At 60.4% G+C, this 23349-nt stretch carries 15 protein-coding genes; 13 read left to right on the top strand and 2 right to left on the bottom strand.

The window, feature by feature from the left end:
- The first annotated feature begins 1 nt into the window (after position 1).
- From F8N43_RS13365 to tagQ, 9 genes are all read left to right on the top strand, one after another.
- Complete coding sequence (locus tag F8N43_RS13365; RefSeq protein WP_150653904.1) at positions 2–1300, top strand: DotU family type VI secretion system protein; 1299 nt, start codon at positions 2–4, stop codon at positions 1298–1300.
- Entirely contained in the window at positions 1297–4797 is a 3501-nt protein-coding gene (gene tssM, locus F8N43_RS13370; RefSeq protein ID WP_150653905.1) for a type VI secretion system membrane subunit TssM, read from the top strand. The genes F8N43_RS13365 and tssM overlap by 4 nt, the downstream gene beginning before the upstream one ends.
- Positions 4794–5447, top strand: coding sequence for a type VI secretion system-associated protein TagF (tagF, locus tag F8N43_RS13375; protein WP_150638173.1), 654 nt, complete (start codon positions 4794–4796; stop codon positions 5445–5447). Before tssM ends, tagF begins: the two co-directional genes overlap by 4 nt.
- Positions 5448–6179 carry a PP2C family protein-serine/threonine phosphatase gene (locus F8N43_RS13380; protein WP_150638171.1) on the top strand — a complete coding sequence of 244 codons (732 nt, stop codon included), beginning with the start codon at positions 5448–5450 and terminating at the stop codon, positions 6177–6179. It abuts the gene before it with no gap.
- On the top strand, positions 6176–9250 hold the full coding sequence (locus tag F8N43_RS13385; RefSeq protein WP_150653906.1) for a serine/threonine-protein kinase: 3075 nt from the start codon (positions 6176–6178) through the stop codon (positions 9248–9250). Before F8N43_RS13380 ends, F8N43_RS13385 begins: the two co-directional genes overlap by 4 nt.
- The gene (locus F8N43_RS13390; protein WP_150634687.1) at positions 9250–9966 is read left to right on the top strand and encodes an ABC transporter ATP-binding protein; all 717 of its coding nucleotides are present in this window, start codon (positions 9250–9252) and stop codon (positions 9964–9966) included. The genes F8N43_RS13385 and F8N43_RS13390 overlap by 1 nt, the downstream gene beginning before the upstream one ends.
- Positions 9966–11159, top strand: coding sequence for an ABC transporter permease (locus tag F8N43_RS13395; protein ID WP_150653907.1), 1194 nt, complete (start codon positions 9966–9968; stop codon positions 11157–11159). Before F8N43_RS13390 ends, F8N43_RS13395 begins: the two co-directional genes overlap by 1 nt.
- Positions 11152–12879, top strand: a complete 1728-nt coding sequence (locus tag F8N43_RS13400; protein WP_150638163.1) for a formylglycine-generating enzyme family protein — start codon at positions 11152–11154, stop codon at positions 12877–12879. The genes F8N43_RS13395 and F8N43_RS13400 overlap by 8 nt, the downstream gene beginning before the upstream one ends.
- Before the next feature lie 84 nt (positions 12880–12963).
- A complete protein-coding gene (gene tagQ / locus F8N43_RS13405; protein WP_150638161.1) occupies positions 12964–13893 on the top strand; it encodes a type VI secretion system-associated lipoprotein TagQ in 930 nt (309 codons plus the stop codon).
- A gap of 400 nt (positions 13894–14293) precedes the next feature.
- On the opposite strand, the gene F8N43_RS13415 is transcribed toward tagQ, so the two are convergent.
- Together F8N43_RS13415 and tssI are read right to left on the bottom strand one after the other, a co-directional pair.
- A complete protein-coding gene (locus F8N43_RS13415; protein ID WP_150653908.1) occupies positions 14294–14980 on the bottom strand; it encodes a DUF2931 family protein in 687 nt (228 codons plus the stop codon).
- Positions 14973–18386, bottom strand: a complete 3414-nt coding sequence (gene tssI / locus F8N43_RS13420) for a type VI secretion system tip protein TssI/VgrG (protein WP_150653909.1) — start codon at positions 18384–18386, stop codon at positions 14973–14975. Before tssI ends, F8N43_RS13415 begins: the two co-directional genes overlap by 8 nt.
- Positions 18387–19331: 945 nt before the next feature.
- Between tssI and tssA the strand changes: the two genes are divergently transcribed.
- From tssA to tssE, 4 genes are read left to right on the top strand one after another with little or no spacing between them, the layout of a single operon-like run.
- A complete protein-coding gene (gene tssA / locus F8N43_RS13425) occupies positions 19332–20888 on the top strand; it encodes a type VI secretion system protein TssA (RefSeq protein WP_150653910.1) in 1557 nt (518 codons plus the stop codon).
- A gap of 32 nt (positions 20889–20920) precedes the next feature.
- On the top strand, positions 20921–21424 hold the full coding sequence (gene tssB / locus F8N43_RS13430; RefSeq protein WP_150653911.1) for a type VI secretion system contractile sheath small subunit: 504 nt from the start codon (positions 20921–20923) through the stop codon (positions 21422–21424).
- Between the two features lie 25 nt (positions 21425–21449).
- Positions 21450–22925, top strand: a complete 1476-nt coding sequence (gene tssC / locus F8N43_RS13435; protein ID WP_150631318.1) for a type VI secretion system contractile sheath large subunit — start codon at positions 21450–21452, stop codon at positions 22923–22925.
- Between the two features lie 14 nt (positions 22926–22939).
- Complete coding sequence (gene tssE / locus F8N43_RS13440; protein WP_150631319.1) at positions 22940–23347, top strand: type VI secretion system baseplate subunit TssE; 408 nt, start codon at positions 22940–22942, stop codon at positions 23345–23347.
- The last annotated feature ends 2 nt before the right edge of the window (positions 23348–23349 follow it).

Consider the following 23349-nt stretch of genomic DNA (forward strand, 5'->3'; position numbering starts at 1 on the left):
GATGAACAATGACGATCGTACCCAGTTCATGCCGACCCCCGGTGGTCGTGGCGCCGACCCGGTCCGCCCGGCGGCTGGCCGCGCCCAGCCCGCGCCGCTTTCGATGCCGGCTGCGCCGCTCGTGAGCGACAAAGCCGAAGGTCTCAACCCCCTGGAGAGCGCCGCTGGCCCGCTGCTGGCTCTGCTGACCCGCTTGCGCAACACCATCGCCCATCCGGCGCCGGCGAGCCTGCGGGCGCAATTGTTGGCCTACCTGCGCCAGTTCGAGGAGCGCGCCGAGGCCGCCGGCGTGGTGCGCAACGATGTGTTGCTGGCCCGTTACGCCTTGTGCACCGCCCTGGATGAAGCGGTGTTAAGTACGCCGTGGGGCGGCACCAGCGACTGGGGTAAACAGAGCCTGCTGATCACCGTGCACAACGAAGCCTGGGGCGGCGAGAAGGTGTTCCAGCTATTGGAACATTGTCTGCAAAGCCCCCGCGAACGTTTGTACCTGCTGGAGCTGTTGTACCTGTGCATGTGCCTGGGTTTCGAAGGGCGCTATCGGGTCATGAACGACGGTCGCAGCCAACTGGAAGCCTTGCGTGAGCGCACCAGTGCGGTCATCCGCAGCGCCCGTGGCGATTACGAGCGTGAACTCTCGCCCCATTGGCGCGGCGTCACCGTGGCCCGCGATCGGCTGGCGCAATTCATGCCGCCATGGATCGCCGTGGTCATCGGCGTGGCGTTGCTGCTGGCGCTGCTGTTCGGCCTGCGCTTGAAACTGGCTTCCGATGCTGAACCGGTGTTCAAGAACATCCATGCCCTGGGCGAAATCCCGGTGCAGGCCATCGACCGTCCGGTGGTGCAACCGAAACTGATCGAGCGCCCGCGTCTGGCAGGCTTCCTGGCCGATGAAATCAAGGCCGGTCGGGTGGCCGTGGAAGATGCCGTTGACCGTTCAGTGGTGACCATCCGTGGCGATGAACTGTTCGCCTCGGGCAGCGCCAGCGTCGTCGACAATTTCCAGCCGCTGATGCTGCGCATCGCCGATGCCATTCGCAAGGTCAAGGGTCAGGTCCGGGTGACCGGCCACAGCGACAATCGCCCGATTGCCACCCTGCGGTTTCCATCGAACTGGGCCTTGTCCGAGGCCCGGGCCGCTTCGGTGCAGCAAATCCTCTCGGCCAAGACCGGCCAGCCTGAGCGTTTCAGCGCCGAAGGCCGTAGCGACACCGAGCCGCTGGCCTCGAACGCTACAACAGAGGGCCGCGCACGCAATCGTCGGGTCGAAATCACAGTATTGGCGGAGGGGGTCGAGTGAAGGCGTTTTTCAGTTTTATCATCCGCTGGGTCATCCCGCTGCTGGGGCTGATCGCCCTGAGCCTGATCATCTGGTTTGTCGGGCCGCTGTTCGAATTCCTGGTGCCCGAAGGTCGGCGCTGGGCGCTGATCGTTCTGGTGTTCGCGGTGTGGATTGCCTACCGGGTGTTTCACATCATCCAGGCCCGCCGTCAGGCCGCCGAAGTGATGCGCAGCCTGGCGGCGCAAACCCCGCCGGACCCGACCAGCATTGCCACGGCCGAAGAGCTTGAAACCCTGCGCCAGCGCATGGACGAAGCCCTGGTGCTGTTGAAGAAAGCCAAGCTGGGTGGTGACGAGCGCCGCAATCTCTACGAACTCCCGTGGTACGTCATCATCGGCCCGCCGGGTTCGGGCAAGACCACGGCGCTGGTCAATTCCGGGCTGCATTTTCCGTTGGCGGCGCAGTTGGGCGCCGGGGCGGTACGCGGCGTCGGTGGCACGCGCAATTGCGATTGGTGGTTTACCGATCAGGCCGTGCTGCTCGACACCGCCGGGCGCTACACCACCCAGGACAGCGACGCGACAGTCGATAAAGCCGCGTGGCTGGGTTTTCTCGGCCTGTTGAAAAAACAGCGGCCCCGGCGCCCGATTGACGGTGCGTTCATCGCCATCAGCCTCTCCGACCTGCTGCTGGGCAGCGATGCCGAGCGCGCCGCCCATGCCGCCGCGATCCGCCAGCGTATCCAGGAGCTGTACACGCAACTGGGCGTGCGTTTTCCGATTTACCTGATGCTGACCAAGCTCGATCTGGTGCCGGGGTTCATGGAGTATTTCGATACCCTGAGCAAGGAAGAGCGGACTCAGGTCTGGGGCATGACCTTTGCCCTGGACGACGGTAAAGGCAATGACAGCCCGCTGGCCCATCTGAAAAGCGAATTCGCTGGCCTCGAGCAGCGCCTCAACGATCGTTTGGTGGAGCGTTTGCAACAGGAACGCGACCCGGCGCGGCGCGATCTGATCTACGGCTTCCCGCAGCAGTTCAGCGCGTTGAAGGATTGCCTGCAAAGCTTCCTTGAGGGCGTATTCAAACCCAACGCCTTTGAAGAGCGGGTGCTGTTGCGCGGGGTGTATTTCACCAGCGGCACCCAGGAAGGCAGCCCGATTGACCGTCTGATCGGCTCCATGGCCGAGAGCATGAGCCTGGACCGCCAACATCTGGCGCGCCAGAACGGCACCGGGCGCAGTTACTTCATCGAAAAACTCTTCAGTGCCGTGGCCTTTGCCGAGCGTGGGCTGGTGGGAGTCAACCCGAAAGTCGAACGTCGGCGCAAGTGGATTGCCCGGGGTGTGTTGGCCTCGACCGTGGTTCTGGTGCTGGTGGTCGGGACCTTGTGGTGGGTCAGCTACCGCGCCAACCAAGCGTATATCGCGCAAGTCGATCAGAAAGTCGCGCCCCTGGGCCAGACCGTGCAAAACCTCAGCCCGGCCCAGCGGGACGTGCTCGCCGTATTGCCGTTGCTCAACGCGGTGAAGCACCTGGCCGGCGACGCGCCGAACTGGGCCGAAGGCCTGGGCCTGTTTCAGGGCGACATGCTTGAAGCCGAGTCCGCCAGCGTCTATCGCAAGCTGTTGATCGCGGTCTTCGCGCCACGCTTGCTCACGCGCATCGAAGAACAACTGCACGGCGGCGGCAATTCGGACTTCCTTTATGAAGGCTTGAAGGCCTACCTGATGCTCGCCGACAGCGAGCATTACGATGCCGACTTCATCAAGGCGTGGATCGCCCTGGACTGGGACCGCAGCCTGCCGCGCGACTTGCCGGCCGAGCAGCGTCTGGCCCTGGCGGAGCACTTGCAGGCGCTGTTCGAGCGCCATCCGCCCACCGCACGTCTGGACCCGCGCCTGATCGACGACCTGCGCCGACAGTTGCAACAACTGCCGGTGGCCCAGCGTGTCTATGACCGGGTCAAGCGGCAGAAACTGCCGGACGGCATTCCGGACTTTCGTATCAACGAAGCGGCCGGGCGCGATGCTGCGCTGGTGTTCAGGCGCAAGAGTGGCAAGCCGCTGGGCGAACCCTTGAGCGGTTTCTTCACGGCCAAGGGTTATCGGCAAGGGTTTTTACTCACCAGCCTGAACCAGACTGGCACCCTGGCCGAGGAGCAGTGGGTGCTCGGTCACGACCAGTCAGAACAACAGAACGTTGCCAGCCTGGCCGCCGACGTGCGCCGCCTGTATTTCCAGGATTACCAGCGTCAGTGGGACGCCTTGCTGGCTGATATCGACTTTGTGCCGATCACCAGCGTGGCTCAGGCCGCGGATGTGTTGCGGGTGATTTCCGGTCCGACCTCGCCGTTGAAAAAACTGCTGGTGGCGGTGGCGAAAGACACCGACCTGCAACAGGAAGATCGCCTGCTGGCCGCCAAGGGCGCGCCGGTGGAAGGCGGGGTCGACAAGCTCAAGGAGCGCCTGGGCACCTTGCTCGGCCAGGAGCAGGCGACGCAAAACACACCTGAGGCGAGTGACGATCCGATCACCGCGCATTTTGCCGAGCTCAACAGCATCGTCAGCAAGAACGACGGCGAGCCAGCGGCCATCGACGGCCTGCTGGCCGACATGAACGCCCTGTACGTGCAGGTCAGCGCCATGGTCGGCGCCAGCGGCGACGCCTTGCTCGGCGAAGCCAAGAACCAGGCCGCAGCGGCCGCGACACGGGTCAGCCTCAACGCCGAACGTCAGCCGCCGCTGGTACAGGGCCTGGTCAAGTCGGTGGTCAACTCCACCACCAACAGCATGATGGGCGGGGTACGCAATCAACTGAATGCGGCCTGGACCAGCGAAGTGGTGAACATCTACCGCCAGTCCCTGGCCGGGCGTTATCCGATGTCGCCGGGCAGTGCGCGGGACGCGACCCTGGACGACTTCGGCCAGTTCTTCGGCGTGGGCGGGGTGATGGACAACTACTTCCGCAAATACCTGCAGCCGTACGTGGATACCTCGACCCAGGCCTGGCGCTGGCAACCGGGCGCCGCGCAGAAGCTCGGTATCGCCCCGGGCGTGCTGCAAACCTTCCAGCGGGCAGCGACCATCCGGGATGCGTTTTTCCGTTCCGGCGGTACCCAACCGATGGTGCGCTTCGAACTCAAGCCAGTGGCGATGGACGCCACCATCAGCCAGTTTTTGCTTGACCTCGATGGCCAGCAATTGAGCTACGACCACGGCCCGAGCCGCCCGACCTCCATGCAATGGCCCAACCCCGGCAGCATCGGCGTGGTGCGGATCTCTATCATGCCGCCTTCGGCCAACGGTCGTTCCGGGATCACCCTGGACGGGCCCTGGGCCTGGTTCCGTCTGCTGGAGCAATCGGATCTGACGGCCGGCAATTCGCCGGATCGCTTCAACCTGCGACTGCGGGTCGACGGTGCCAGCGCCTCTTATGAACTGCGGGCCAACAGCGCCTTCAACCCGTTCAAGAGCCGCGTGCTCAGCGGTTTCAGCTTGCCGGAGCGGTTATGAACACGCCGGGCTTCTATGGAAAGTTGGCCAGCCGCGGGGATTTTGTCAGCCGAGGCTTGCCGCCGAGTTTTATCGGCCCCTGGGATTCGTGGCTGGCGGCGGGCCTGCTCGCCAGCCAGACCAGCCTCGGGGACCGTTGGCTGGATGCCTATCTGGTCAGTCCGCTGTGGCGCTTTATGGTCGGGCCCGGTGTATGTGGGCCGCAGGCCGCCGTTGGGGTGGTGATGCCGAGCATCGATCGGGTTGGCCGGTATTTTCCGCTGACCGTCGCGGTGCTGCTGGATCACGACGCTGATCCGGCGTCGGTGGTGGGCGGTCCGGATGTCTGGTTTGAACAGGTTGAGCAATTGCTGTTGAGCACGTTGAGCGTGGAGGCGAGCTTCGAAGCCTTCGGTGCAGGGTTGGAGACGCTGGGTAGCCCGGGGTGCCTGTCACGCATGCCAAGCAGCCGTTTTGCCGGCCTGCATCGCTTTGATGCCACTGACCCGAAGGCGCGAATGATCGCGCTTGCCGAACAGGCCTGCGAAGGCACAAGCCTGTGGTGGGGCCAGGGTTCGGAGCGTATCGCCCCCGCTTTATTGCGGTGTCAGGGCCTGCCTGTCGCCGCCGATTTTGCGCAATTTTTGCTCGGCCAAGAAGGTGTTGTGTAGATGCGCCTAACCGCTGGAAAAACCTTCAAATCTGCAAGCAAGAGCCATGTCGGCATGGTTCGCCAGGTTAATGAAGACGCTTGTCTGGACCTGCCGGAAAACGGCCTGTGGGTGGTCGCCGATGGCATGGGCGGGCACGCGGCGGGCGACTACGTCAGCAGTCTGATTGTCGATAGCCTGCGCCGAATTGCCTTAGGCCGTTCGCTGGATGAATACGTCGCGGCGCTGAAAAACGATCTGCTGCGAGTCAACGCCGCTGTGCGTGAAGAAACCGCCAACCGCGGCGTGACCATGATGGGCAGCACGGTGGTGGTGTTGGCGACGCGTGACTTGCGCGGTGTGTGCCTGTGGGCGGGTGACAGCCGCTTGTATCGCCTGCGCAACGGCCTGCTTGAAGGTATCTCGCGGGACCACAGTTACGTTCAGGATTTGCAGGACAGCGGCCTGCTCAGCGAAGCCGAAGCCCGAGTGCATCCGCGGGCCAATATTGTCACCCGCGCCATCGGGGTCGATGCGCAACTGGACCTGGCGATGGTCGAGCTGCTGTTGATGCCCGGCGACAGTTACCTGCTGTGCAGCGATGGGTTGAACAAGACCGTCGAGGACCATGAAATCAGCGAGGTGCTGAGCCACGACGAGCCTGGGGAGATCGCCAGCAGCCTGGTGTCCCTGGGCCTGATGCGCGGCGCTCCGGACAACATCACCGTCATCGTCGTGAAGGTGCCTTCATGAACCCCACCGTGAACATTCTGATCCCCGGCTACGACATCGGCGATGAGATCGGCGAAGGCGCCATGGCCAGCGTTTACCTCGCGACCCAGCGCTCGCTGGAGCGCAAGGTGGCATTGAAGATCATGGCCGCCGCGCTGGCGGCCGACCCGAGCTTCTGCGAGCGCTTCCTGCGTGAAGGCAAAACCCTGGCGCGCCTGTCTCACCCGCATACGGTCACCATCCATGACATCGGCAATGTCGGTGAGCTGTATTACATGGCCATGGAGTACCTGCCCAACGGCACGCTCAAGGAACGTATCGCCGCCGGCCTGACGCCGGAGCAGGGCCTGATCTACATCCGCCAGATCGCCTCGGCCCTGGGCTATGCCCATGGGCTGGGGCTGGTGCATCGCGACGTCAAACCGGCGAACATTCTGTTCCGTGCCGATGGCACGGCGGTGCTCTCGGACTTCGGCATCGCCAAGTCCCTGGACGACCGCACCCAATTCACCCAGGCCGGTTTCGCCGTCGGTACTCCCAGCTACATGAGCCCGGAACAGGCACGCGGCCAGGACATTGACGGCCGGGCCGACCTGTATGCGCTGGGCGTGGTGCTTTACGAAATCCTCGTCGGCAAGCTGCCGTACACCGGCAACGACGCGCTCTCCACGGCCCTGGCGCATTTGACCGAACCGTTGCCGGAGCTGCCGGTGCACCACGGTCGTTATCAGGACGTGCTGCGCAAGCTGTTGGCCAAGAATCCGGCGGAGCGTTTTGCGGACGCGGCAGCGCTGTTGCAGGCGCTGGATAATCTGCCCAAGGCATCGGTTGAAGTTGAAGCGACCTTGATTCAGCCGTTGGCGATTCCGGTGTCGCTGAAATCGACCGGCGATGACCTGGCGGGATTGACGCCGGTGTCCATCGACATACCTAGCGGCCCCGCGCAGCCTCAATCCCGAACTGCGCCAGTTCCGCCGACCGTCAAGCCGACGCCGCAGTCCTCGATCTCGGAGCAGCGAAAGGGCCCCGTGTTCGCACTCGCTGCCGTCGCGGTGGCCGTGGCGCTGGCCTTGGGCGGCATGGGTTATTGGTGGTTGGGCAGTGATGCTGAAGTCGATGCCGACGTGAAGACGCCGGTGGTTTCAGCACCGACGACCTCTACACCCCCGCTCAATACGGCGCCCGCCATGCCACCATCGATGAAGCCAGCCGTGGCGGCGGCGGAGGTCGATGGCGGTCAACGTCCGCTGCTGATGGCCGGCAAAAAAACCTTGTTCCAGCGGGTGCTCAGCAAGCCGGGGGCGAAGCTCGCCAGCGAAGCGGGGGGCGCGCCTGACAAGGCCTTGCCGGCGTTTTCCGTGCTTTACGTCTATCAACGCAAAGAGGTTGATGGCAGCCCGTGGCTGCGGGTCGGCGCCGCCACCGACGGGCGCAGTGACGGCTGGTTGCCGGCCGCGCAGGTCAGCGACTGGAAGCAGAGCCTGGTGCTCAAGTTCACCGAACGCTCCGGTCGTGCGCCGGTGATGTTCCTGCGTCAGCCCGGCGACGTGGAGAAGCTGCTGGCCGATCCGTCGGCGGCCAAAAACCTGCTGCTCAAGACCCAGCAGAACCCTGAAGACAATCAACGCGTGCTGGCCCTGGAACCGGCGGCCAGCGCGGTGCCGCAGAACCAGTTTTACCTGTTGCCGATCTTCGATTCGCGCGAGAGCTTCGATGAAAACGGTCAGCCGGTGCAGTTGCTGAACGTGGCGTCCATCGACCCCGGTAATGCTCCGAAGGTCGCTGCCAGCAACACGCCAATCACTACCGCTAACGCCGACGCGTTCCGCACCGCCGTGGTGCTGGTGGTCGATACCACCGTGTCCATGCAGCCCTACATCGATCAGGTGCGCGACGTCGTGCACGAACTGCAAACCCGCATTGCCGGGCGCGGCGAGCAGGACAGCGTCAGCTTCGGACTGGTGGGGTTTCGCAGCAGTATCCAGAAAACCCCGGGCCTGGAATACGTCGCCAAAACCTTGATCACCCTGGAGCAGGGCCGCGACCCGCAGCGCTTCATGGACCTGGCGCGGCAGGTCAAGGCGTCCACGGTTTCCAGCCATTCGTTCAACGAAGATGCGTTTGCCGGTGTGATGGAAGCAGTCGAGGGCATGGACTGGCACGGTTATGGCGGGCGCTTGATCCTGTTGGTCACCGATGCCGGTGCCTTGCGCAAGAACGACCCGTATGCCGCCACGCAAATGAACGAGGCCGAAGTGCGTCAGGCAGCGCTGGGCAAGCAGATCAAGATCTACGCCTTGCACCTGCTCAGCGATGCTGGCAAGAAAACCCACGGTGGTGCGCAAAGCCAATATCGCACCCTGACCGCCGATGCCAATCCGCAGATCGGCGACCTGTACATTCCGGTGCCGGGCGCCGATGTGCGCAAGTTCGGTGAGCGGGTGGACGAGATCGGTTCGGTGTTTGCCGACCTGGTGCATCAGGTGCGTAGCAACAAGCCGCAAGCCGTGCCGCTGCTGAGCGCCGCGCCGAGTCTGAGCGACAAATCGGCGGCCGTCGGCTACGCGATGCACATGGACTTCCTGGGGCGTAAAGCCGCCAGTCAGGCGCCGCAACTGGTCAGCGCCTGGACCGCCGACCGCGACCTGACCAACTCGGCACTGCCGGCGTTTCAGGTGTGCGTGATGCTGACCAAATTGCAGCTCAACGACTTGCAGCAATCGCTGAAACTGATCGTCGATGCCGCCCGCAAGACCCAGACCTCGCCGAAGAATTTCTTCCAGGAAATCGCCAGCGCCAGTGCCTACATGAGCCGCGATCCTTCGGCCTTGCGCAAGGGCGGCAACCTGGCCGATGGCGGGGTTCTGGGTGAGTACCTGGAAGGGCTGCCTTACCGCAGCAAGTCGTTGAGCATGACTCAGGACTTGTGGCTTTCCCTGAGTGTGGCCGAGCAGGAAGACTTTATCGACGAGCTGGATTCGAAAATCCGCCTCTACGAAACCTTCCACAACGACCTGGCCAACTGGGTGCGTTTCGGCGATGCCGAACCGGGTGATGCCTTGTACCGCGTTCCGTTGTCGACGCTGCCGTGATGCTGAACATGAGCGCGGTGCACAAAAGCCGGGGCGCCGGCAGCCAGCGCTACAGCCTGGTGATTCCACGGCTGCAACTGCGTGCCGGTGAACAACTGGCGGTGGTCGGTCCCAGTGGGTGCGGCAAAAGCACGTTGCTCGATTTGCTGGCGCTGGTGCTGGCTCCGGATCAGGCCGGACAGTTCGATTTTGCGCCCGACCAAACCAGGACGGACATCACCGGGCTGTGGCGTGCAGATGCTCAAAGTGCCTTGGCGGACCTGCGCCGCCGGCATTTGGGCTACGTGCTGCAAACCGGTGGCCTGCTGGGTTTTCTGGACGTGCGCGGCAACATCGATCTGTCGCGAAAACTGCTCGGCTTGAAAGACGACGGCAGCGTGGATCGCCTGGCCGGGGCATTGGATATCGCCGAGCAACTGGGCAAAAAACCGGGCGACTTGTCCGTCGGTCAACGGCAACGGGTGAGTTGCGCCCGCGCCCTGGCCCATGGGCCGCGTCTGCTGCTGGCCGATGAACCGACCGCCGCCCTCGATCCGCTGAACGCGGAACGCGTGATGCAGTTACTGGTGACCCAGGCCCGCGAACACGGCGTGTGCTGCGTTGTCGCCACCCACGACGAGTCGCTGGCCCGCGCCAGCGGTTTGCAGGTGCGGCGCATCAGTTGTCGTCGCGACGTCGATGGCGGTGTCACCGCCACCCTCGGGGAGGCCTGCTGATGCGCGCGCTGGTGGCTTCCCTTGCCTGGCAGGATTACCGCAACGATGCGTGGCTGTCGGCCTGTTCGGTTCTGGCGTTGGTGGCGGTGGTCGCACCGCTGTTGGTGCTGTTCGGCTTGAAATTCGGCCTGGTCAGCAGTTTGACCGAGCGCTTGGAAAACGACCCGGCCACCCGGGAAGTCATCCCCTTGGGCGGCGGCCGGTTCAGCGCCGCGTTTATCGAACAATTGAGCCAGCGCAGCGACGTGGCTTTCGCCTTGCCGCGCACCCGGCAAATTGCCGCGACGGCGGATCTGACCGCTGACGCTGCGACGGTAACCGTCGAAATGATCCCCACCGTCGCCAACGACCCCTTGCTCGGCAATCTGCCGGTGCCCCAAGGGTTGGATCAGGTGCTGCTCAGCCAGACCGCCGCGGAAAAGCTCGGGGCCAAGGCCGGTGATTGGCTGCAGGCCAGTTTCGGCCGGCAGGTGGCCGGTCGTGGTGAGGCGCAGCGCACTCGCGTCCAGGTGCTGCACGTTCTGCCGCTGGAAGCCTTCGCCCGGGACGGATTGTTCGCGCCGTTGACGTTACTGGAAGCGGCTGAAGATTACCGGGACGGCCGCGCCGTGCCAGCGTTCGGTTGGCCGGGAGATACGGCAGGCGTTTTGGCGCAGCGGGTGTATCCGGCGTTTCGCCTGTATGCCCGCAGCCTCAAGGATGTCGAGCCGCTGCGTCAGTACTTCGCTGCGCAGAACCTGCTGGTCTCGACCCAGGCTCAGACCATCGCCCAGGTGCAATCGCTGAGCCGCAACCTGTCGATCGTGTTCTGGATCATCGCCGGGTTGGCCTTGGCGGGAGCGTTCGCGGCGATTTTTGCCGGCGCGTTGGCGGCAGTGGAGCGCAAGCGCCGAGAGTTGTCAGTGTTGCGCCTGCTGGGGTTTTCCACGGCAGCGTTGCTTTGGTTTGTGGTGTTGCAGGCGCTGTACAGCGCCGGCCTTGCCGCCCTGTTGAGTGCCGGGCTGTATGGCCTGGCGCAATCGGGCCTGAACCATTTATTTGTGCAGATGCCAGGCGAGTACGCCAGCCATCTGCTGGCGCGTCACTACGCGTTGGCCCTGGTGGCCGTGCTCGGCGTCAGCGCCGTGGCAGCGGCCTGTGGTGGCTGGCGAGTGGCGCGTATCCAGGCGTTTGAAGGAGTCAGAGATGTATAAGTTACTGGGCGCCGCCGTGGCGCTGAGCCTGGCCAGCATGGTCTGGGCTGATGAAAGCACAGACAAACTGGACAACCCCAAGCCGTTGCCCGATGACGTCAGCCTGCCGCTGCCGTGCGAAGGGCAGATGGTATTCCGCTACGTCTACATTCTGGCCCAGGGCACTCTGGACGACCGCGAGATCAGCCTCGGCTATCCATTCAGTGAGGGCGAGGCCGGTTATCAACAGTCGTTCATCTCCGGTTACCGCCGGGACTTTATCAACGGCCAGTTCACCCTCAAGGATCTGCCCAAGGGTTGGGGCAAGACCATCACGCCGTTGATGCCCAAGACTGACGCCAAGACGCCGCTCAAACCGATGCTCTATTTCATCGGCAAATACGAAGTCACTGCCCGCCAATACGCCCAGGTCATGGCCCAGGCGCAATCGTTGGCCAGCGGCGAGCCAGCGCCGGCCTGCGAGGCATTGCAAGCCGAGGCGCCGCAAGGCATGGCCGGGCGTTTGCCCAAAGTGAAATTGTCGCGATTCGAGGCCGAACGCTTCTCGGCGGTGTACAGCGCCTGGTTGATGAAATACCACAAGGACCTTCTACCGGTGAGCGGTCGCGGCACCTCGGCTGAAGAGGGCGGGCTGGGTTTCGTCCGGTTGCCGACCGAGGTTGAATGGGAATTTGCGGCCCGTGGCGGGCAGGCCATTAGCCGTCAAGACCTGGAAGGGCGCCTGTTTCCCCGTCGTCTGGAAGGCAGCGAAAGTGACGGGCCACTGGCGGACTGGGCCGTCTTCAATCAGGTCGCCGGTGGCACCGGCCAGGCAGCGCGTCTGATGCCGATCGGCACCAAACTGCCAAACCCCATCGGCCTGTTCGACGTAATCGGCAACGCCGCCGAGATGGTCCAGGAGTCCTTCCAGCTAGTGCATGCCGGACGCCGTCAGGGCACCTACGGTGGCTTCGTGGTCAAGGGCGGCAATTACCTGGAAGGCGAGGGCACCTTGTTCACCGGGATGCGCCGTGAGTACCCGCTGTTCGCCGCCGACGGCACCGAGCAAAACAACGAAACCACCGGGTTCCGGGTCGCGATTGGCGCGTTGTCGGCGCCACGTTCGCGCTACAAGGAACTGTTTGCCCAATGGCAGAAAGAAGGTCGGCTGGCTTCGCTGACCGATGCCATCGACGACGCCCAGGACCCGACCAAACGCCTGGACAGCATCATCGCCGCCAGCATCGACCCGCGCCTGCAAGCCGAGTTGGGGCTGGTCAACGAAGAGCTCAAGCGCAACGTCTCGCTCATCGCCCAGCAGCGCGAGGAAGCGGCCGGCAACCTGATCCAGTCGGCGGCCCTGGTGGCCGAAACCGTCAACAACTACAACATTCGCCTGACCAATTTACAGAAGAGTCGCCAGCAGGCCGTGGACGCCAAGGACGAGGCCAGCGCCAAGCTGTTCGCCACGGCCATCGACAACGGCCGCAGCGCGCTGGACGGCGCGGTGGCGATTTACATCGACAACCTGGCAACCGGCACGCGCTATACCGATGCCGTGATCCAGGCGCAGTTTCAACGTATCAAGGAAGAGTTGGATCGCAAGCCGGTACTGGGCAAGAGCCTGGTCACGCGCGCGACGTTATTCGTTCGCCATGTCGGTGATTATCGTCAGCAACGACGAGCCGACCCGGCGGCGATATTGAAGGAATTGCTCGCATCGAACGCTCAGCGGTCTTGATCGTTCGTTGTACAGCGAGCTTGGAAGGGACTCAGGCGGCGGTGGGCCGTGCTGAGCTAGTCAAACTTAAAAGAGAACACACCTATGCTTTCCTCCCGTAAACCTGTTGCTTCGCTTTCCAAGCGTCATTTGCTGCTGATCGCCGTCGGCTTCAGCACCGTACTGACCGGTTGCGCCACGTCGCCGACCTCCAAGGTCGCCTCGAGCACCAAGGTCGAGTACTACCCGAACTGCTACGAGCCGGTGCAGCATCTGCGTGCCACCGATTCGAACATGACCAAGTCGGTCGTCACCGGCGCGGCTGTCGGCGCTGTCGGCGGTGCACTGCTGGGCGCCCTGACCGATTCCGAGAACCGTGGCCGCAATGCCGCCATCGGTGCAGCGGGCGGTGCCCTGGCAGGCGGCGCGGCCGGTTACTACACCGAGCGCCAGAAGCAGATCGCCGATGACAACCAGCGCATCGCGTCCTACGCCACCGACGTCAACAAAAGCGCCGCCGACATCGATCGCAGCACTGCGTACGCCAAGACTTCGCAGCAGTGCTACCAGAACGCGTTTACCAAACTGGTCGCCGACCGCAAGGCCAAGACCGTCAACGACACCGAGGGCCGCAAGCGCCTGGTAGAAATCGTCGCGGGCCTCAAAGAGTCCAACGACCTGATCGTCGCGGTTAACGGTAAAGCCAGCGAAGACCTGAGCAACTACACCCAGGCCTATGAAAAAGACCTGCAGCAAGTCGGCGTGCAGCGCACCGACGTGGTCACCGTGGCGAGCGCCGAAACCACGCCAGCCGTGACCCCGACCAAGAGCAAAAAAGCAGTGAAACCGGCGAAAAAACCCGTGCTGCCAACCGTGCCGAAAGAAGCGGTCACCACCGAGAAAACCCTGCAGACCGCACAAGCCAAACAGGCTGAAAGCAAACAGGTCGCCAGCGCTGGCACCACTCAGGTCAACAGCATGTGCAAAAACCCGGACTTGGGCGACTGGGCACCGGTGCCTTGCCCGAATGCTTGATTGAGTTTTCTGTAGGTCTTTAAGCATTCCCACGCGCTTTGCGTGGGGATGCTCAGTACTGGCAACACCTTGGCGCTATGCGCCGCCATCTCTTGCGCTTGCAGATGATCAAGCGCCCGCTCCATCAGCAGGCTTCGTAGGTTTGCGGTTCGGCCATCGACTGCCAACGTACGTAGACCAACCGGGGTAGATCAGCGCCCTTTACATACCGCCCCATTCCTCCTGGATTTTCTCGCCATCCCGCCGGTTTGCCTCTGAACTCAGACGGTACGCCCTTACTCAGCGCGCGTGGATATCCCATAGCCGGTATGCCGCTGCCCGCCCTCCGGAACACCTGCTCATTGATATCAACGACATCCGCTGTCGGGCGGCGTTTAACCACCGGAAGTGTTCGTACTCTTTACCAACTTCCATAGGGAATACCGAATTTGTCGATGTAGGCTTTGGACTCCTCCTGAAGGGGGTAATAGGCACCGTCAGACTGCCCACTGTATGGGCCTTCTGGACTAATCGTGCCTTGGACTCGGGTGACCTCGGTCGATTTAAGACAGGGCCCTCCAACCCACACCTTGGCGATCCCTCCTGGCGCCAAGCCGACAGTCAAAAACTTTCGGTAATCGGTTTTCCATTTGCCAGAAGCCCCGCAAAAAGCTTCTTCACCTTTAAGCATGGTGTTGCGCGCTGATTGGGGGATCTCGATGTAAGCCTCGTAGGTCTGCGGTTCTGCTGTGGATTGCCAGCGTACATAGACCAAACGAGGCAGATCAGCCCCGGTGACGTAACGGCCTTTTCCCCCAGGATTTTCTCCCCATCCCGCTGGTTTGCCCCTGAACTCGGAAGGTACGCCTTTGCTCATCGCACGTGGATACCCCATAGCCGGTATACCGCTACCCGCCCCTCGAAACACGTGCTCATTTATATCCACGGCATCTGCCGTTTCGATCCAGACTTCCATATAGTCGGGAGTAAAAAAATCGAGGCTCCAAGCGTCGTAAGGTAATGATCTGATCTCGTGAGAGACACATCCCGCCAACAACGCAGTTAGCAGCGCAAAGCCTAATGTGATTCTCCATGGGCGCTTACTCATTTGGATGCACCCCGCGTTCATAGTTTTCGGCGGGGCGATTGATGAATACGATGTTCAGGTCGCTGTTGTTCCAGCCTTTGGCCGCATTCCAGTTGGCAGATAGATGAATGTAGCGTTGATAGAGCAACTCTTCCTCGAACACGCTCAAGCCCGCACTACGAGTTTCGCCCAGCGCATACGTCATCAGTTTTTGCGAGATGGTATGGAGCTCCTCGGGTAAAGCTAATTTTGGATCTTTACCGCTGATAACGCGGAAAGGCACGCCATTTCTCGCTGCCAACTCCCGCATGATGCGCAGGTAAATCAAGGCCAGATCGTTGTGCACAGTCCGCTTGCTATGGACTGCCGCATAAACATTTTTCGATTTGGATCTGTCGCCTTTAGCGTTGCTAGTCATCTCCACCGCCCAGGTTTTCACCTCTAGTGTTAGCCCATACAGATTGAGTTGATCCTGAAGGCGACCCAGCTCCTGCTGGGCCCAGCGATACGCGGCTGACGATGTAGAAGGCACGTGAAAATCTACATCGAGGCTGCAGCGCGGCTTGCTCAGCAGAACTCGTTCAATGAAGTTGGGTATATACCCGCCACCCAAGTCAGAGTGGACGCCAGGCAGCTTGATATCAGCAGCACCGGCGCTGTTGAGTGAGAAGTTATGGCGGCGCTCGTCCCGCGCCACCAAATGCACGACCTTTTTTGCCACATCGGGCGCCAGATACAAGTTGACACCGGGGTTGTTGGCGTCGTGGACGCTAAAGTCGCCGTCAGCCACGCTAGCTACTGCGGCAGCGGTGTCGAAAATGCCGATAAAGTTGATAGCGACATCGGTGTTGGTGCACCAGGAAAAGTCCTCGGTAAATAGCGTCGCGTTGGCGGATAGCAGCGCTGCCAATGGACTCTTCTTTCCTTTCTTTACTTCATTGGCAAAATGCCGTGCAGCTGCCGCACCGCGACTGAAACCGAAGATATCGAACTCGACACGTGCAATTTTTCGATCAGGATTAAATAGCTTGAACCGCTCAACCCTTTCTAGAATACGCGATGGACTCTGTGCAACCCGCGCTAATACACCTTGTGCACCCACGCCGGTTGCTAGTGAAAAAGGTGAGTCCTCTTCACCACTGCTAGTACCGATGCCATCCAGATAAACGGGGATGTACCCTATGGTTTCGTCATCAGCCAATAGCCGCTCACTGTCATTTGTGTATAGGGTATGCAGCTTCGCCACATTACTCGTGTCATTCCCATAACTGGTATCCGGCGTGTTCCCCTTAGCGTCATACCCATATGCCTCACAAAACCGCTGAATATCCTCGGCTTCCTCCAGCAGATTCACATCCCGCGCATAACAACCAGCAACCATCTCACTGTTGGATCGGTTATTCCCGGTCCCATCAAAAAATACCCCGATCCGCAAAGTAATTCCCTCTTCTTCGACTTCTTCCTCCTCTTCCTCCAGCTCATCCAATTGATCCTCTTCCAACGGCTCAGGCACAACAGCCGCCAACAACCCCGCCACCGTCCCCGGCAACAACGCATGCGCCGCCATCCCCGTCACCGGCGAACCACCGACCTCAACCTCGCTACTGCTGAACACCCCACCCGCATCAATCACGACATGGTGACCACCTGCCTTCAACGTAATGCTGGCGCCCGCGTCCAGCACCAAATTGGCACCCGCCTTGATATGGACGTGCTCACCGGCCTCAACCACCAACGCTTCGCCAATCTGGTTGTGGCTGCTCCCCCAAACTTGCAGATAGTCACTGGCCTTGAGTTGAACCTTGCGATCGGCCGTAACCGTGCGATGTTCTTCAGCCCCGAGCACCGAAATGCTGTTGCCCTTGATGGTTTCCTTGCGTTCATTCCCCACGTCCAGTCGGCTATCGTTCTCGACCTTCTGTTCCATATCCCGCTGAGCGCGCAGGTAGATCAGTTCCAGTCCGGCACGGTCTTCAATCGACAGTTCGTTGTAGCCTCCGGTGTGCGGCGAGCTGTGGCTGCGCAGTACCGTTCTGGTTTTGTTCTCGGGCAAGGGGTAGGGCGCCGGCGTGACCTTGTTGATCAGGCAACCGGTGATCAGCGGGTCGTCAGGATTGCCTTCGAGGTAGGTGACGAGGACTTCCATGCCGATACGCGGAATAGTCACCGCGCCGAAATAATCCCCCGCCCAGCTGGACGCCACCCGTAGCCAACAACTGCTTTTCTCGCTGTTGTGCTCAGCCCTGTCCCAATGAAATTCCACTTTGACGCGACCATATTCATCGCAGTAGATCTCTTCGCCGACAGGCCCGGTGACGCGGGCTGTCTGGCAGACCAGCGCCGGCCGTGGTGCTGGCAGTGGTGGCCGATAAAACACGTCCCAGGGAAGTGCGCTGAAACTGTTGCGGTAGCCCTGAGTAAAACCATCTCTAGGTAGGGGGGCCGACTCTTCGAGCACTTGGGGCTGTTTTCCGCAGTGGGTCACACTGAGCAACAGCCATAGATCGTTGTACGTTCCACGTGGGTGATCCGTCAGGCTGAAAAAGTGGCCGCTGCGCAAGTACGGCTGATCGCTTTTGCCCTCCGCTAATTGATAGTCGGCGCGGTGTCGCTCCAGTGCTTGCCGAGCGAGCTGTTTGCCGTGTTTTTCACTCTCGAAAAATTGCGGATAACGATAGTCTTCAAGCTCAGGGCTGAACTCAGCAGTAAAGCGACTTTCCAGCAAACGGTTCGGGCGTTTCAGGTCGTAGTCACGGCGGGTCACGATGCTGGGGCGAGTGCTGTAACGCATGGAAAACTGGTTGACCACCGGATGCTCCGCCACCATGCCGGCGTCTTGCAGATAGGGCGTTTCACCCAGTTTGGGGAAGTATGTCTGGTCATCGGTGAACACCAGCACATGACCTTCCCGGGAATGCTGGTGATGCCAGGCAATGCCATCCTCGGCGCACAGCCGTTGGACGAACTCGAAATCACTTTCCCGGTATTGAGTGCAGTACTTGCGCTCGGGGCTCGTTCTGACGTGGAAGGTCACCGCATCGGCCTGGATGCCATGCCCCTTTAGTACCTGAGCGATGATCTGAGGCGCCGTCTGGTTCTGGAAAATCCGCTGATCATGGCTGAACTGCAAGTCGTGCAGTACCGGTACCAGGTTCATGCGATAGCGCGTTAGGCGTTTGCCGACATCGCCCACGGACACCCCATTGATATGGCCGTGAATGCCTTCGCCCGTAAGGCCGAATTGGAGAAATGCAGGTTGGTTGAGCAAGCTTTCCAGATCGAAATCCGGGTATTTGCTGACCAGATCGACGCTGATCGAGTACAACGCGCTGATGGTTTCAGTACCTTCAAATGCCAGCACTTTAAAATCGTTGCGAACCGTCGGAATCGTAAGGGTGAATTGCGCGGCATTAGCCGATGCGAACATGCGCTTATCCTTTTGCTTTTTTAGCTCATCCTTGAGCAAAGAGATAAAAAGTTACGACACACTTGTCATGGTTCAACTGATCGAGTCACAAGAATCCGAAAAACTATCAGCGCGCGGTAAAGGAATGATGTAGGAAGGGGCTAGAAACTGTGTGCGAAACTTCCCGAGTTACCGAATATTACTGATGTCGTCGGAAAAGAGAAGCTATTGATATCGTTCTATGCCTGTACCTCCAGATGCTTATAACGATAGCCTCGAAACTCGGGGAGCAACTCTGCCGCAAAGCGACTTCCCCGCAATAGGTCACGGCGTTTATGCGAAAGAAAAAATTCAACTCGCGCCAACAAGGTTTGAAACATATTGATGTAAGAAACTTCCCGGACGCTTGTAAGAGCGTTCCGCATACAAAGCCTTGTGAACCAGGTAGGCAGCGCTTGTAGGGGTAGTTATTAAAATTTTGATTTTCTTTCGATTTTGGCAAATGTGAGAAGAATTTCCGAGTTAAAACAATACCGTGCAATCAAAACGATGGCTCGCTGGTGACTGACTTTTTCCATCACATACTCACGTTGCGTAATACATTTTCGGAAACGTCCTACTTTTATTTTTTTCAAGTCTTGTCATGCTTCGCCCCCTGTTTCCAAGGCGGAGGTTCGACCTCCTGTCGAGCGATTCGAGATCAATTTTTTACAGGGAAATCTCCATTGTGCTGAACTCGAATCTTCTAAAAAATGCTCAGCGTAATTTAGGGTGATATTCGAAAGTCAACAAAACATCTCGCGCCAAATTGTTTAATAAAGTGACAGCCAGTGGCTGTGACGTTTGCCCGATGCATCCACTTTGTAAAATCTCAATTGGATGTGATTTCTCATGGCTCTTCGTTAACTCCCCAAGCCACTGAAACTTCAATTGGCATACGAGTGAAATCAACACTAAAGGCTAAGGATGTCCTACTCAAACAAACTGTCTGCGCATTATCTCGATCTCGCAAAAGTCTCTATTTCCAAAGAGAATTTCGCGGGCGAGGATGTTCGCTTTTCGGGCGACTATGAGGCGTTGGAAAGTGAGTTGGCCAAGGGCTCGTCCATGCACGAAGTCGGTCAGATCGACTGGCTGAAAATCCGTGAAAACAGCGAAAACCTGCTGCGCACCCAGTCCAAGGATTTGCGCGTCGGTGCCTGGCTGACCTGGGCGCTGTACCAGCGCGAATCTTTTCAGGGACTGCTCGCTGGTCTCGGTTTGCTGCACTACCTGTGCGAAAGTCATTGGGCCGAAGTCCACCCGAACAAGGCCCGCACCCGCTCCGCGGCAATCAGTTGGCTGGTGCCGCGTCTTGAGCAGGTGCTGACCGAAAATATCGCGATCAAAGAGCAGTTGCCGATGTTCCGCCGTCTTGTGGAACACCTGGAAGGCCTTGATGCCGCGTGCACCGAGCACTTGGGCGATGACGCGCCGCTGCTGTTGCCGATCTCCCGCCGCCTGAAAAATAGGGTGCAACGCGCCGCCGACAACCAGCCGGAACCCGGCGTGGTCGGTGCTGCCGTGGCTCAGGTCAAACAAGCCGCCGCGCAGCTGTTCACCCCCGGCGCTCCGATCGACAACGAAAAGGAAGCCCACAAGGCCCTGCGTGCCCAGCAGGAAAATGCCCGTCCGTTGTGTGCCTGGTGGCTCAAGCAGAAGGCGACCGACCTGCGCGCCTTGCGCCTCAATCGCACGTTGCTGTGGCTGCCTATCGACGCCGTCCCCGAGCGCAACGCCGAACAGATCACCGCGCTGCGCGGCTTGCCGGCGGACAAGCTCAAGGCCTATCAGGACCGTTACGATCAGGGCAAATACGCCGACCTGCTTGTGGAACTGGAGGCGAGCCTGGCGAAGGCACCGTTTTGGTTCGATGGCCAACGAATGGTCTGGGAGTGTCTCCAGGCACTGAACGCCGAGATGGCAATGCGCGAAGTGGAAATCCACTTCGCGCTTTTGGTTCAGCATCTGCCTGGCATCGTCGAATTACGCTTCCACGACGGCGCGCCGTTTGCCGACCCTGCCACCCGCGCCTGGATCAGCGCCAATGTCATGCCGCACCTGAAAAGCCCCAGTGCGCCACGCATTGTCGAGACCGCCGACACCCAGCCGCCCTGGGAACTGGCGCTCGAAGAAGTCTTGCCGATTTTGCGCAAGGACGGCCTCAAGGCCGCCGTGCGAATCCTCAAGCAAGGCCTGCAAGGCGCCCACGGCGGCCGCGTTCGATTTTTCTGGCAGTTCGCCCTCGCGCGGCTGTGCTTCATGGCCAAGAAATACGAACTGGCCAAGACCCAACTCGAAACCCTCGACCAAACATTACAGGACTCAGGCCTGTGTGCCTGGGAGCCCGATCTTGCGCTGGAAGTGCTGAATTTACTGCATAGCTGCTGCGAGTTGTTGGCGCAAAACCATGCCGTACGTGAACGCAAGGAAGAGATTTATCGCAGGCTGTGCCACCTCGATCTCGAAGTGGTACTTGAATAGGCCCCAGGGCCACAACCGCAAGGAGAAAAGCCATGGCCAAAGAAGGCTCGGTAGCCCCCAAGGAACGCATCAACGTCACCTTCAAACCTGCCACCGGTGGTGCGCAGGAGGAGATCGAACTGCCGTTGAAACTACTGGCAATCGGTGACTACACCCACCGCAAGGACGAACGCAAAGTCGAAGATCGCAAGCCGATCAGCATCGACAAAATGACCTTTGACGAAGTGCTGGCCAAGCAAGAGCTGCAGCTGACACTGAGCGTACCGAACCGCCTTCAGGAAGAAAGCGACACTGAAGAACTGGCCGTGACACTGCACATCAACTCGATGAAAAACTTCAACCCGGCCTCGTTGGTCGAGCAAGTGCCCGAGCTGAAAAAACTGATGGAACTGCGCGATGCGCTGGTGGCCCTCAAAGGCCCACTGGGTAACGCGCCTGCGTTCCGCAAAGCCATCGAAGGCGTTCTCGCCGACGACGAATCCCGCAGTCGCGTACTGGGTGAGCTGGGCCTGAACGCCGCCGCCCAGGACGCCTGAGTCTTCATCAGCCAAGGAAGCCAAAATGAGCACGAGTGCAGCGCAACAAAAAAGTAACGAGAACGGCGAATACAGCATTCTCGACAGCATCATCGCCGAAACCCGCCTGACGCCGGACGACGAAGCCTACGACATCGCCAAGCGCGGCGTGTCGGCGTTCATCGAAGAGCTGCTCAAGCCGCAGAACAACGGTGAGCCGGTCAAGAAAGCCATGGTTGACCGCATGATCGCCGAGATCGATGCCAAGCTCAGCCGTCAGATGGACGAAATCCTTCACCACCCGGACTTCCAGTCCCTGGAATCGTCGTGGCGTGGCCTGCAGTTGCTGGTCGACCGCACCAACTTCCGCGAAAACATCAAGATCGAAATCCTCAACGTCTCCAAAGAAGACCTGCTGGACGATTTCGAAGATTCGCCGGAAGTGATGCAGGCTGGCCTGTACAAGCACATCTACACCGCTGAATACGGTCAGTTCGGTGGTCAGCCGGTAGGCGCGATCATCGCCAACTACTTCATGTCCCCAAGCTCGCCGGACGTGAAACTGATGCAGTACGTGTCCAGCGTGGCTTGCATGTCCCACGCGCCGTTCATTGCCGCGGCCGGCCCGAAGTTCTTCGGCCTGGAAAGTTTCACCGGCCTGCCGGACCTGAAGGATCTGAAAGATCACTTCGACGGCCCGCAATTCGCCAAATGGCAGAGCTTCCGCGAGTCGGAAGACTCCCGCTACTTTGGCCTGACCGTGCCGCGTTTCCTGCTGCGTAACCCGTACGACCCGGAAGAAAACCCGGTCAAATCGTTCGTGTACAAGGAAACCGTCGCCAACAGCCATGAGCACTACCTGTGGGGCAACACTGCCTACGCGTTCGGCACCAGGCTGACCGACAGCTTCGCCAAATTCCGCTGGTGCCCGAACATCATCGGCCCGCAAAGCGGTGGCGCGGTTGAAGACCTGCCGTTGCACCACTTCGAAAGCATGGGCGAAATCGAGACCAAGATTCCTACCGAAGTATTGGTTAGCGACCGTCGTGAATACGAACTGGCCGAGGAAGGTTTCATTTCCCTGACCATGCGCAAAGGCTCCGACAACGCGGCGTTCTTCTCCGCAAGCTCGGTGCAGAAGCCGAAGTTCTTCGGCATCAGCGCAGAAGGCAAGACCGCAGAACTGAACTACAAGCTCGGCACCCAACTGCCCTACATGATGATCGTCAACCGCCTGGCTCATTACTTGAAAGTGCTGCAGCGCGAGCAACTCGGTTCGTGGAAAGAACGTACCGACCTCGAGCTGGAACTGAACAAGTGGATCCGCCAGTACGTGGCCGACCAGGAAAACCCGAGCGCCGAAGTCCGTGGCCGTCGTCCGCTGCGCGCTGCCCAGATCATCGTCAGCGATGTCGAAGGCGAGCCTGGCTGGTACCGCGTCAGCCTGAACGTGCGCCCGCATTTCAAGTACATGGGTGCCGATTTCACCCTGTCGCTGGTTGGCAAGCTGGACAAAGAGTAAGCGGAGCCTGACTCATGACTGGATACGGCAGCCTTTTCGAACGCCTGGGTGGCGACGCGGACAAACGCGTCGGCTGGAGCCGCGAGGTCTCCGCCATGGCTTCCGTGGCTGCCCATCTGGCCAAGATGCTCAGCACCCGTGCGGGCAGCGTGCAAACGCTGTCCGACTACGGGTTACCCGATCTCAATGACATGCGCCTGAGCCTGCACGACTCCCTGAGTCAGGCCCGCCTGGCCATCGAAAGCTTCGTCGAAGCCTACGAACCGCGCCTGAGCGAGGTGCGTGTCATCTCCCTGCCGCGTGAACACGATCAGCTTCGCCTGTCCTTCAGTATCGAAGGCCTGTTGGAAGTTGATGGTTTCAAGCGCCAGATCAGTTTCACCGCGCGCCTGGATGGCAGCGGTCAAGTCAACGTCAGCTAACG

It is taken from the genome of Pseudomonas fluorescens (assembly GCF_902498065.1).
GTDB lineage: Bacteria > Pseudomonadota > Gammaproteobacteria > Pseudomonadales > Pseudomonadaceae > Aquipseudomonas > Aquipseudomonas fluorescens_BJ.

Bases quoted from the DNA above. Each gene is read 5' to 3' on its own strand.
- F8N43_RS13385 (WP_150653906.1), top strand. From the start codon at position 6,176: ATGAACCCCACCGTGAACATTCTGATCCCCGGCTACGACATCGGCGAT.
- tssE (WP_150631319.1), top strand. From the start codon at position 22,940: ATGACTGGATACGGCAGCCTTTTCGAACGCCTGGGTGGCGACGCGGAC.
- F8N43_RS13395 (WP_150653907.1), top strand. From the start codon at position 9,966: ATGCGCGCGCTGGTGGCTTCCCTTGCCTGGCAGGATTACCGCAACGAT.
- tssB (WP_150653911.1), top strand. From the start codon at position 20,921: ATGGCCAAAGAAGGCTCGGTAGCCCCCAAGGAACGCATCAACGTCACC.
- F8N43_RS13390 (WP_150634687.1), top strand. From the start codon at position 9,250: ATGCTGAACATGAGCGCGGTGCACAAAAGCCGGGGCGCCGGCAGCCAG.
- tssC (WP_150631318.1), top strand. From the start codon at position 21,450: ATGAGCACGAGTGCAGCGCAACAAAAAAGTAACGAGAACGGCGAATAC.
- F8N43_RS13415 (WP_150653908.1), bottom strand. From the start codon at position 14,980: ATGAGTAAGCGCCCATGGAGAATCACATTAGGCTTTGCGCTGCTAACT.
- F8N43_RS13400 (WP_150638163.1), top strand. From the start codon at position 11,152: ATGTATAAGTTACTGGGCGCCGCCGTGGCGCTGAGCCTGGCCAGCATG.
- F8N43_RS13365 (WP_150653904.1), top strand. From the start codon at position 2: ATGAACAATGACGATCGTACCCAGTTCATGCCGACCCCCGGTGGTCGT.
- F8N43_RS13380 (WP_150638171.1), top strand. From the start codon at position 5,448: ATGCGCCTAACCGCTGGAAAAACCTTCAAATCTGCAAGCAAGAGCCAT.
- tagF (WP_150638173.1), top strand. From the start codon at position 4,794: ATGAACACGCCGGGCTTCTATGGAAAGTTGGCCAGCCGCGGGGATTTT.
- tssI (WP_150653909.1), bottom strand. From the start codon at position 18,386: ATGTTCGCATCGGCTAATGCCGCGCAATTCACCCTTACGATTCCGACG.
- tssA (WP_150653910.1), top strand. From the start codon at position 19,332: ATGTCCTACTCAAACAAACTGTCTGCGCATTATCTCGATCTCGCAAAA.
- tagQ (WP_150638161.1), top strand. From the start codon at position 12,964: ATGCTTTCCTCCCGTAAACCTGTTGCTTCGCTTTCCAAGCGTCATTTG.